The organism is Dyadobacter sp. LHD-138, assembly GCF_030929615.1.
In the GTDB taxonomy this organism is placed as follows: domain Bacteria; phylum Bacteroidota; class Bacteroidia; order Cytophagales; family Spirosomataceae; genus Dyadobacter.
This window is the reverse complement of sequence record NZ_JAVFVU010000052.1, coordinates 1-12,697: the sequence shown is the minus strand read 5'-3', so window position 1 is coordinate 12,697 and position 12,697 is coordinate 1. Positions and strand designations below refer to the sequence as shown.

At 44.7% G+C, this 12,697-nt stretch carries 4 protein-coding genes; all 4 read left to right on the top strand.

Annotation, left to right across the window (positions count from 1 at the left end; translation table 11 throughout):
- Window positions 1-402: 402 nt before the first annotated feature.
- The 4 genes from RB622_RS27275 (at window position 403) to RB622_RS27260 (ending at window position 12,343) form a co-directional block, all read left to right on the top strand.
- A complete protein-coding gene (locus tag RB622_RS27275) occupies window positions 403-3,051 on the top strand; it encodes a T9SS type A sorting domain-containing protein (RefSeq protein ID WP_308049971.1) in 2,649 nt (882 codons plus the stop codon).
- Window positions 3,052-3,870: 819 nt separating this feature from the next.
- Entirely contained in the window at window positions 3,871-7,257 is a 3,387-nt protein-coding gene (locus RB622_RS27270; protein WP_308049970.1) for a T9SS type A sorting domain-containing protein, read from the top strand.
- Window positions 7,258-7,733: 476 nt separating this feature from the next.
- Entirely contained in the window at window positions 7,734-7,982 is a 249-nt protein-coding gene (locus RB622_RS27265) for a hypothetical protein (RefSeq protein ID WP_308049969.1), read from the top strand.
- 293 nt (window positions 7,983-8,275) lie between these two features.
- A complete protein-coding gene (locus tag RB622_RS27260; RefSeq protein WP_308049968.1) occupies window positions 8,276-12,343 on the top strand; it encodes a two-component regulator propeller domain-containing protein in 4,068 nt (1,355 codons plus the stop codon).
- Window positions 12,344-12,697: the final 354 nt, after the last annotated feature.

Sequence of the window (12,697 nt, the reverse complement as noted above, 5' to 3'; positions counted from 1 at the left end):
TGTCTCCCGTTCCGATCATTTGAAATCGGTTACTTTGTGCTAGAATTAATTGTATAAAGTACCCGGTAGTGTGCTATATATCAGTTAGTACCGTAAAGCAATCCTCAAAACTTAAATGACCTCTAGTATGAAGAAAAAACTACGATCCGGCCATCGTTATTGAAAATCCGTACGGTTGGCTCGTTCTGCATGGTGCCGGTCGGTATAGGAGAAAAATGCTCTGGATTTAACCTTTAACAAGAGCCTGGTATGCCTATGTTTTGCCCGCGCGTCTTTTTAGAAAATTTATTTTCCTGTCAAATGATTACAACTTAAATCAACAACTTCTCCATGGTAAACTATTCACACATCCTGCGGACCAGGTGGTTCAGCAGTAGCGTTTTTATTACTCTTTTATTACTGATGACACTGTCCTTCGCCAATGCCCAGCCTTGCCCGGTATTGGATGGAGGCACGCGCGCCTTTATCTTTACGAGCGATTCTGATGACATTTTTTTTCCTGCGACTCTTCCGGCCGGAAAAACTGGAAGTGATCATGCCACCGCTGGGCGATTGAGAACCGATGACCCAATGACGGCAGCTTACCCGCTCAAAACCGTTACCATTAATCCGGAATTTACAGACGGGACGGTAGGTCGTGTCGTTTTGCGTTTTGATTTACTAACAATGGCAGCCCTTGGCGCCGTTATCAAAATTTATCCGGGCACCTCGGCTACTGGCACACCCGCCGAGGTAATCAATAATGCGAATGCAGCAAGCTACTTGTTACAAACGCGTACGTACACAGGCCCAGTCACAGTTACTTTTGTGAGCCCTACTCCTGCTGCGAGCGGTGATTTTAATATACAGATAACTTATACGACCGGAGATCAGGTAGTAACCTCGCCATTTGGTTTTCAGGTTGCCTACTGGACAAATTTTATTACACCTAACTCCTATATTGCACTTGAAAATTATCCGGACTGGGCTGTGCCAATAGCAACAGCTTACTTCAATGGATCCAAACAGTTGGTATCCTCAGAAATATCTTTCTGCACGGATTATGGCGAAGATGCGCCTTCAATTGGCAACAGTGATTTTCCGGGTCAATTTGTTTTTCATCCGACGGTACGTACAGATTACGACGAGAATGGAACTGTGGAGCCAATTGATCAGCTTATCGCTGCAAGAATTGTTTATATTTTATCTCATGCGCCCCAGCCAATTTCGAACTTCGATAATTTCATTGAGGTACAAAGTGCAATAGATAATACTAATAGCAACCCAAACGGAAATTTTGGTGGACTTTTCGGTGACGCCAAAGCTGCCATTCCCTCCCTTAATTCTCCGGTAGAACCCGTTTTTTCCATCACAGGACCCTCATCTGGTGTGGCACCTGGAGTTGCGCAGAATTTTGTCGTAAATCTGACAAATGACGGAGGATATTCGAGAGTGTATACGCTAGAGATTCCGGCGGGTATAACGGTTAACTCTGTAACGGGTTCGGGGGTTACCTATAACGCAGGCAATAAGACCATTACCTTTGCTTCAGCACCGGCTTCAGCGACGGTTTCGGTTACCAGTGCTGTAAATGCAGTTGCTTCCATACGTGTCGTATACAACCAACCAGGCTTTTGGAATGTAAATAATCTCTTGGTTTATGAACCATGTGATAGTTATCCCAAAGCTACTTATCAGGGATTTTTAGGGATTAGCAAAGGAAATAATCCCTACCCATTCCGTGAAGCCAGCGCTACCTGGCTTGCAGTTTCAGGGCCAGCACCATTTCCATGTGCCGGTGATATTTACTACCAGATCGTAGATGGTAGCAGTTTGTATAAATATCAAACGGATGGCAGTCGTGTTTTGGCCAGCAGTTTTGCCGGCACCAATATAAATGGTATTGCGTTTAACGTGAAGGACAATCTGATATGGGGTTACGACAATGCAACCGATGAATTGATCAAGATTGGATCAGACGGCTTAACGCAGCGCTATACAATTCCTGGCCTGACCTCGACACTTTCTACAGTAAATGTTGGCACAGCCGACCTCAACGGTCACCTGTACCTTTACTTGTCAGGTGCTTCAAGCTATGTAACGATAGATATTGATCCCGCCAGCAGTACTTATCTCAGCATCCTGGATCCGACGAATTCCTTTGCTGCCAAAACCACCGCACCCTGGGGTACCACCACAGCAGGCAGATCTGTATCAGATTGGGCGTACAATCCTCTGGATGGTAAAATCTATGGTCTAATCGATAACACCGGCGGAAGCCCACGTAATCTTATGGTATTGGACCCACTAACCGGAACATCTTCGTTGAGTGGAGTTGTTTCAGGTGCTGGAATTGAGACTTCTACGGCTTTTGGTTCCACTTTCATTGATGCCGCTGGTAACTTCATGGTATTTGACAACGGTACTGGCCGCCTGTTTAAGGTTGCTATCTCGAGCCGCACCGCTACTTTGGTTGCTACCAGCAGCAATACCGGAAACAACGACGGAGCATTCTGCGGATCTGCAAGTTATACGCCACTGCCTGTAACCCTGATCAGTTTAGAGGCAAGGCCTGAAAATAAGGTTGTTGCATTGTGGTGGTCTACTTCCAGCGAAACAAACAGTAGGGGTTTTGAAATTCAGCGCAGTGCAAATGGTAAGGAATGGAAACATTTGGGCAGCGTTCCAAGTGGCGGCAATAGTGGATCTACCAGAAGTTATAAGTTCAATGACGATTCCCCATTAAACGGTAGAAATTACTATCGTTTGAAAATGGTGGATTTGGATGAAACCTTTGCATTCAGTAGAATACTGTCAGTTAATATCGGGGCTGCGGTAGAAAGAATGATTGCTTATCCCAATCCGGTATCCGGCGGCAAACTTACAATCGCTCTTGCTGGTACAGAATCTTATAGCGCGGAAGTACATAACCTGAGTGGCGTGCGGGTATTGCAGCAAAACCTTGGTAAGGAACGGGAGCTGAATGTGAGCGGTCTTGCATCGGGCTTGTATGTTTTAAGTGTCAAATCTGCAAACGGAGAAGTACAAACCAGTACGTTTTTAGTGAAGTAAAAGCGCAATACAGAGTCGGTTTTGACTTCGGAAAAGCAAAGGCGTGGGATCTCGATCTCACGCCTTTCTTGTTTTTTGGCGTGCTGGTGTTAGACCTTTGAAATGCGTAGCAATCCAAAGTGTCTCCAAGTTTTTGATAGAAGTAATTCTACTTCAATATACTTTGGTTAGAGAACTGTATTCTTTTCTCAAGATACCCTCAATTTGCGAATTAAGGCCTGTGTCTTAACAATACAATATAATTGATAAGATAATCACCTGAAATAGCTAAAATTCTCTCCCATGCATGTGTAGAAAAAATTTAACATTTACAATTAATTAAACAAACAGCCTGGAACTATTTCAATACCAGAAATAAATTTTTTGAAAAGACGGATGGAAAGTTTCAAACGCTTAACTCACTATTCAGAATAATTGATCACATCTTATTCATCGTTACACTTAAACATACTGCATGCTCAAATTTCCCAATATTTTTTTTGCCTTTTCCTGAGACTTATGAACGGATAAGAATATACCAACACATCCGAGGAGACGGGTTAGTTACAGATGTTCAGATAATTGCTATTGAGAGTAAAGCAAAGGCGACTCTCGCGGAAATGTCGACAGTAACCGAATTCCGAAGGCGACAAAGTAACAACTTTGTTATCAAAAGCAATCCATTCTGTATTTGTTCTCTCTCTGCCTGAAAAATTCTCAGACATTGTGATCGTTTTCCTGGCTGTAAATTTAATCAGCTAAGATTTATGGTTTGTTGCCATTCGATCAAGATGTAATCCATTTCATCACTTTAAATGAATTTCACGTAAATCAGCAACCATGAAACAACCATTTACTCGCTTGAATCCTACGGAAGCGACCCGTGTAGCCCTAATCAGGAGCACTTTTATTATCGCAGTATTTTTGGGGCTCTTCATGCCATCTCTCTTGCTTGGACAGGACTGCAGTGTAAATGCTGGTGGCAATGCTCTTGTTTGTGGATCCGGTACGACCCTGGTAGGAGGGGTTGAAAACAATGCTGGAGCCGGAGGCCCAACCTGGACATTTGTTTCTGGGCCTGTTATTCCAACGATTGTTTCACCCACCGAATTCACCACCAATGTATCAGGTATGACAGTGGACGGTGCTTATGTGTTTCAACTCAGCCACGCATGTGGTACAGGAACAGCGACTAGCCAGGTTACCATTACAGCCCGTGCGAGGCCAGCTTCATTTACAGCTGGGGCAGATGTTACCGGGATTTGCGCCACTGTGGGAACAACTCCTTTAGCAGGCGTAATACCTGCCGGTTTTGTGGGTCAATGGAGGTCTGTAAATATCTTTAGCAAAAACAGGAATGGTACAACAGTATCCACGAATTCTGAATTCAGCAGCACCGCTTCTGCCACGCCCACGTTTTCTTTGACCAATAAAGCGAACCACCCAATAGACCCTGCCTATTGGGCTATTTTGAAGATTGCGTCTGCCGATGGCCTTTGCAGTTACGAGGACACTACCGTTGTAAGATTTGTTCCAAATCCGATAATAGTTCCACCTGCAACAAAAACTGTATGCCGTAATCCCGTCGATCCGGATCATTATATCGATCTACTGGCGGCTTCACCTACTTTCAATACCAATTACGCTGGTTCGGCCGGGACGGTGGCAAATGGCACGACCATTACTGTAAACGTGATTGCCCAACCTGCTGGCGGTGCTATCAGTTTTAACCGCCTGGATGATACGAGAAGAATGTACTTCAATGGTATGAATGTTGACGGGTTGTACCGATTTACTTTAACAGTAGCCAATAGCTGTGGAACCTACACAACCCCCGAAATTGCTTTTACATATACGGGCACCACACCACATCCGCTCAACTTTCAGGTAGCCGGACACCCTGAACAGATGGTTGTATACTCTGGCGGAAATTCCGGCGGAGAGCTGCACTGTAGCAGCAAAGTTGGTTCTACTACGCCCGAAACGTTTTACTTTGATATTGACCCCTTGGATAATGCTGCGAACGTTACAACATCGGTTACCTCCATTGGTATCAACCCTCCGGGCGGTGCTCCCGCTTCTATCGTTGTGAGTGGTGCAGGAATAGCCAACAGAGTCGCCACGGTAACTCCTCCGGCCGGTGGCTGGCAGGTTGGAACTTACAAGTTCAATATCAATGCAAGCTTCTCGGGATCCTGCGGAAGAATTCAGAGTTATTACATCCATATTTCAGATAGTAACAGACCAAATGTAGCAGTGGCCGACCAGAGTGTTTGCTATCCGGGAACCGGAGCCATATCTGCAAATATCCCCTTGCCGGCAGTTTATCAGGGGGTGGTTAACAGTAGTTACTTTCAGGATTTTCAAGGGGTTTACAATTTTACTGTAGTATCCAAGCCGGCCGGCTCGGGGAATCCAACTTATGGCACATCGAACGAACGGGCAACGACGCTTACCAGTGCTACGATCGGTAATTTGACTACTGCCGGAGATTATGTGTTTCGGATCACAGCAGCACCCTCAGCTGGTAGTGCAATAGGTGCATTTCTGGCCGGAGAGTATGCCTGTTCGAGGACGTCACTGACCAATACCTTTACCATACATGTAGAGAACCGGGTCAATGCGAATGCAGGGAGTGATGTATCCATTCTATGCCCAACTACGGTAGCCCTGCTCGGAAATTCTCCCGGTGCAGGTAGTGGACAATGGGTTCTGGTGTCATCACCAGTGGGATCAACGCCTGTTTTCGCAAATGCAACCAGTCCCTCAACCAGCGTTACAGGTTTGACGCAGGAAGGCAATTATGAGTTTTCATGGCAGATTACTTCGCCATTGGGAGGATGTGTAAGCACAGATAATGTAATCATTAACAGAATTTGTGGTCCTGCAATAAATATTCCTGGCCAGGTATGGATAGACGCAGACGGCGATGGTGTAACCGATGCAGGTGAAGGCGGTGTTGCCAATGGCTTGTGGGCCAACTTACTCGACCCTTCTGGTAACGTAATAGCATCAGTCGAAATACAGCCAGACGGTTCATATAACCTGGAGATACCCAAAAGCGTTCTGACAGCATCGGGCAGTTATTCCATAGCATTAACAAATAGCAGCCAAAGTGTTGGCACGAATATTGTCGCAGGAGATACCCCCCTCAACAACTACCAGTACACCGGTACAAACCGTGGCGGTACCACTTCTGTTGATATAGTAAACCAAACAGGTCTTTTAGCCATTGGAGATTTAAGCACAGTAGCAGCCGGGACCACCACTAATCCGGTAAACTTTGGAATTGACCAGGAGCCGAATACGAATCCTGTCTCGCATGTTTTAACTAGCCAGCCAGCTGCGAATGATGAACTGGTCTTAGATGGCAGTGGTGGTCCGCTGATGACAGGCAGCGATCCCGAAGATGGGACCTATACGGGTAATTCAGGCACTGTAAATGACCCGCGGGGTGTGGTGATTACATCGCTGCCCACAAAAGGAGAATTATGGTATTATGGTTTCGGCTTCCCTGTGCTGGTATCAGCGACTGATGTAGCCAATGGCACTTTGTTTGATGATCCTTCACAATTTAGTCTCATACTTACCGGAACAGGTTATACCAGTACCACTTTTGGGTATGCCTATGTCGATGCAGCCGGAGTAGTAGATCCCACCCCGGCAAACTATACGATTAGCTGGGGTAATCCGCTGCCGGTCAAACTCGTTAACTTCGTTGCCCGATTAGAAAGCAGTGTTGCCAGGTTGACGTGGAGTACGGCCCAAGAGGAGAACAGTGATTACTTTGAGGTGGAGCATAGCCCCGACGCGAAACACTGGACAGCGCTGGGCAGAGTTACTGCCACAGGAGAGCGTAATGTGAAGAAGGATTATCGTTACGAACATGTTGATTTAAACGATGGACTTAATTACTATCGTCTCAGGATGGTGGACAAGGACGGAACCTTTGCCATGAGCTCAATCCGCAGCTTGAGGCTGGATAATTCCGGACATGTTTCGCTTTACCCAAACCCGGCCTCCGACCGCTTTGTTCTTAAAGATCTTGATCTCAGTAAGGTAAAATCGGTGAAAGTTCTAAACACGGCAGGGATAACAGTATGGGAAAATGCAGGTGTTTTGTCTGGTCAGGGTATTAAAATAAGCCTGGCAGATGGTCTGTACTTAGTGCACATTGAGAAAGCTGACGGAAGCAGAGAAGTACTCAAACTCATGGTGAGAAAATAATCTCTTCGGAGATGTTAAAGTTTGGAGCATGTATGTACCTCGGTAAGTGGGAAACGGTTGCCTTCATGGGCAACTGTTTTTTTTATCAGCGAGAAATTGCTCGATATTACGGTTTGAGGATATGTTTAGTGTAAAGTGTACGCGACTATGTTCCAATCTGACTTTGACCTGCTGGCGAAGCCCCGGACTTGCGTGGAGTAAGTAGTATGCGTATCGCTTTCAGTGGTACTTCAAACCTGGTTGGAATGGGTTTGTTAGGCTGTGATATGAGTAATGTTACTGATTTGGGAAACAATCTCTGAAAAAAATAATAATCATTTTGAAATTGAATGGTCGGCTGATGTCCGAAAATTCAATTATTAAGGAAGTGTAACGAACGAGGCGCGGTGCTGCTCAGACTTATTCCTATGTGCATGAAAGCCCTTTTTTCGGTGTAAATTATTACAGACTTATATAGACATAGAGCAATTCGTTCAGTGCGTTTTGGTTCCGAAAATGTTGTTAAAGTATACCGGATCCCTGTAAGTGATGTTATCAAAATTGAAGGACTTTTTTCAGCAGGAGTCGATGTAAAAGGTCTTGTCGTTATCGGTCCGCAAATGATCGCTGGTTCAAACACATCAGTAGGTCTGGAAAAACTCAAAACAGGAATTTATTATATCCGTGTATCTTACGACAACGGCGACAGTTTTAGTCATCGGTTCGTGAAGGCTGGTCATTTCTGATCCTGTAAGTTGCTTCATGTTTCGTGATTTAAGCCAGTTGATAGGGGACGCTGGTCATTTAGGGGATGGCCGGGAAGGTAATATCCGGGAACGGTTTAATTGCTGTCTGCATTCCTGCATGATTATCATTAGAACTATTTCATGCAGGAATATCGAATAAGTTTGATTTATTATTTTCAGAGTCTAAAGTATTTTAGTGAATTCAATGGGTGTTTTTTGGTCGTTTTGGGGTGATAAATTGTCAAATGGATGATTGGTGTGCCGTTTTTATGCAAAGTATTCACCAATAATGTATGTTTGTGAATGTAAATCCGACTAGAATTTTTTCGATCAAACATCTGTCTGTTGTGGTGAAATATTTTGTACATCTACTCCTTGTGCTGTTTTTGGTGTTGTGTGCCATCCCGAAGAATTGTTTTGCCCAGGTTTTTCAGCACATTTCTGATAAACAAGGAGCTCCCGGTGCCATAGTTTTTGCGGCTTCTCAGGACCCAATGGGCTTTATGTGGTTTTCTACAACGGAAGGGCTTTTTAAGTATGACGCGCATACTTTCAGATATTTCGGCCACGATCCCAACGATTCCACAACACTGGCTTCCAATTACACCACTTCTGTGCTTTGTGACTCCCGTGGTGATGTCTGGGTCTGTACCAGGAGCGGGCTCTGCCGTTATGACATGCAAAGTGAATCTTTTCAAACATTTAAGCCAAACGACGCAGAATCAGGTGCTATCAGTTCGGAGACGGTTTACTGTACTATTGAAGACAAACAGAAAAACGTGTGGATTGGAACAGCAAACGGACTGGATCGGGTTGAACTAAAAGACGGCAAGACAAACTTCCGCCATTTTCTCCAGAAAAGGCCGGGGGAATCTGCCTATGCCGTCCATGGTATTGCAACCGGTGCAAATCAGGAATTATGGCTGGCTACCTCCAATGGCCTGGTTTGGTTTGATCGGGGGAAAGCAAAAATTTTTAAAGCAAACCCGGACCCAAGGTTGCCTTTGATCAATGACTTTACGCATATTTTTAATGACGCATCCGGAAGCATCTGGCTTGGGATCAGGAAAGGTGGAATGATGCGGTTCAATATTTCTTCCCAAACATTCGAGCTCATATCCAGTTTCAAGAGCAGTGCAGGAGACTGGCCTGACCTCTCAGGATTTGCAGCTAACAAGCATGGAAAAGTGTGGATAGCGACCATGTCGGGATTAGTCAATTTTGATGTAAAAACACTTCAGGCCGAATGGTATGTCAACGATCCCGGTAATGATCAAAGTCTGGCTGACGATGTGTTGATGTCCATCTTCAAAGATCGGCAAGGTGGCCTTTGGATCGGGAGTTACTATGTCGGACTTGACTATATGAATACGTCCGCGCCCGCATTTTCCAGGTGGCCATTCTTTAGCAACCGCGTCACGAAAAACGCATTCACAAATTCATGGATGGGTTTGACACCCGACCAAAAGCCCTGGCTATTGGCGGGTGACAAAACCAAAATAGTCTTTTATGACCGGGTTACTAACCAAACGACGAGTTTTAATCTGGAAATGGAATTCGCCAGAAATTTCAACCATTTTTTTGTTGATGAACAGGGTATTCTTTGGTGTGGGGGAGCAGGAGTCTTTTATAGTTATGACTTCAAAAAAGGTCTCAAAAAGGCATACAAGATGCCTAATTTAGGGCGTGTCCCCATTGAAAGAAACGATGTGTACACCATATTCCAGGATAAACATCAAAAGTTATGGCTTGGTGGGGACGCGGGTATACTATCTTTTGACAAAGGAACCTCGACCTTTCGCAACTGGGTCAGCGACAAGAGCGTAGAAAGCATATTTGAAGATTCAGGTGGTAACATTTGGTTTGGAGGAAATAATTACGTAGGGCTTATAAGATACAGCAAAGAGCAGGTAGAAAGAATCCTTCTCGACAAAAATGCATCTCCCGAAGCTGTTCTGCATAGTTCCGTCTGGCGTTTCAGTGAAGATCGGAAGGGAAGAATATGGCTTGCGAGTGCAAAGGGGCTGAAATACTTTGATCCTAAAAACAATCAATTCAGGCCTGTAAGTAATACCTTCAAGGTATTAACGGAGGGTTTAGGTGACGTTCAGGCAGATAGTAAAGGCTACTTATGGATTAGTGGCGGAAACGGTCTGATACGGTTTCATCCCGATAATAAGACAATACAGTCGTATAATGATATTGATGGTCTACCCAGAAAAGCCACGCTTACACTGAGGGGGGCAGCGAAGGATGATAAAGGAACGCTATTCTTCAACACCAGTCAGGAGATGTTTTCCTTTGATCCACAGAAAGTTTTGACTAACAACCGACCTGAATCCATCGCCATGAGTTCGCTTAGGCTTTTTAATAAGACTGTCAAAGCCAATGATGAGAGCGGAATACTGCAGCAGGACGTCAGGGGTAGGGAAGAGTTGATATTCAGGCATGATCAGAACATTTTCACCCTGAATTTCGCGCTTCTAAGCTATGCAAGATCACATGAAAACAAGTATCGTTACCGTTTGGAGGGTTTTGATAAGGATTGGAACGAAGTGTCGGTGCCATCAGCTACTTACATGAACTTGCCATCGGGGAAGTATACGCTTGTCGTTTATGCTGCCAATGGCGACGGATTCTGGACTGAAAAACCGCTTAAAGTGAGCATCGTGGTTCTGGCACCCTGGTGGAAAACATGGTATGCTTATCTTTTCTACGTGCTTCTGATCGCTGCTGGCCTTTATACGGTCACCCGGTTTCTCTGGATCCGCAGCTTGTTCAGAAGGGAAAATGCTTTGAACCAGATTAAGCTCGACTTTTTTACCAATGTATCCCATGAAATCAGAACACACCTCTCACTGATCAGCGGCCCGTTGGAAAAGGCCTTTCAGCAGTCTGCCGAAGGCAAAAACAATGAAAAATTCCTGGGTTATGCGAGAAATAGTTCTGATAAACTTTTGTTACTGGTCAATGAATTGCTGGATTTTCGTAAAATTCAGAGTGGTAGCCTCCGGCTGCAAGTACGGGAGCATGATGTGGTCAAAATTATTAAAAGTGTGGTCGCCGCCTTTGAGCACACGGCAAATGAGAAGGATGTTCAGACAACCTTCGTTAGCCCGGAAACGCCAGTCATGCTGTGGCTTGATATCGCCCAGATGCAGAAGGTATTTTATAATCTGCTGAGCAATGCTTACAAGTTCACGCCCGAGGGGGGCAAGGTCGCAGTATCTGTTACCGAAATTTCGAATGAAGTAATCATTTCTGTGGCAGATAATGGCAAAGGGATATCCGATGACCATTTGCGAAAACTGTTTACTTATTATTACCAGGCGGATTCTGAAAAGCCCGGCTACGGAATCGGGTTGGCGTTATCCAAGAGTATCGTTGAAGAGCATCATGGCTACCTCACAGCCGAGAGCCATCTTGCTACGGAGTCGTCACCAGGCGGAACGAAGCTAACCATCCGGATACTGTGTGAAAACCGGCACTTTTCTGCGGATCAGATTGCTTTGAAAAACGACGGTTATTTTGATAAAATGCTGGCGGAAACAATGACGATGCCTGATGCTAACAATATTCCGCATACGAAACAAACTAACACCATCCTGATCATTGAAGACAATGACCAGCTGCGTGTATTTATCAGGGAGCTCTTTGAGGGAGATTTTAAGACACTGGAAGCAGAAAACGGTCTTCAGGGACTGGAACTGGCCAATGAGCATATTCCAGACATTATTATATCCGACGTAATGATGCCAGAGATGAATGGGCTTGAAGTGTGTAGCCGGCTGAAAGGCACCGTCGCAACTTCGCACATTCCGATGGTTTTGCTCACGGCCCGGACCCAAAATGAACAAATCATTGAAGGACTTTCCGCTGGCGCTGATGATTATCTGGTCAAGCCCTTCGATCCACGGATTCTCGAATTAAAGATCACTAACCTGATCCGGTTAAGAGATGACCAGAAAAAGCGTTACCGTCAGTCGGTGTTGCTGGATAATGACGCGCCCCAAAGCATTGCCAGGGATGTAAACGAAGCGTTTATCGCCAAGCTTAGGGACCTTGTTGTCGAAAACCTGTCTGACCCCGGTTTTGGCGTAAATGAACTAGCCTTACAGATAGGAATGAGTGTGTCTGTGCTGTACAGAAAGATGAAGTCGCTTACGGGCATGACAGTTAATGAATTTGTTAAATCTATCCGGTTTAATGAAGCCAAAAAACTGCTGGAATCAGGTATTTATCCCGTCAACGAAGTTGCCTCGATGATAGGTTTTGAGGATAGTAAATATTTCAGTAAAGAATTTAGAAAAATATTTGGTAAAACACCCAATGAGATGAAAAGGTATGTAGCTGGTTCATGATCAAATTTGTGCAGCAAGAAATGAAGACACCCTCTCATTTACGCAGAAGTCACTCAGCGCACACTTCCGTTTTTGCATGAGATAAGTTTGAATAATCTGAACGGCTACTTTGATGTTCCTATTCTGACGTTACAGCCACCTATGCTGCATAAGCTAGCATCTAATTGCGAAAGTTAGCTATATTATTTTCAGTTGACTTCCTTTAATCTCTCTTTTCTTCCAAATAAATGGAATTGGGTTTTGGTTAACCGAATCTACATAAGCTTTTATATGTTCACATAGTTTTTGAGTACTACTAAAACTGGCTCCGTTTAATGATTTTCTGGTGAAAATTCCAAACCAGACTTCCACAAG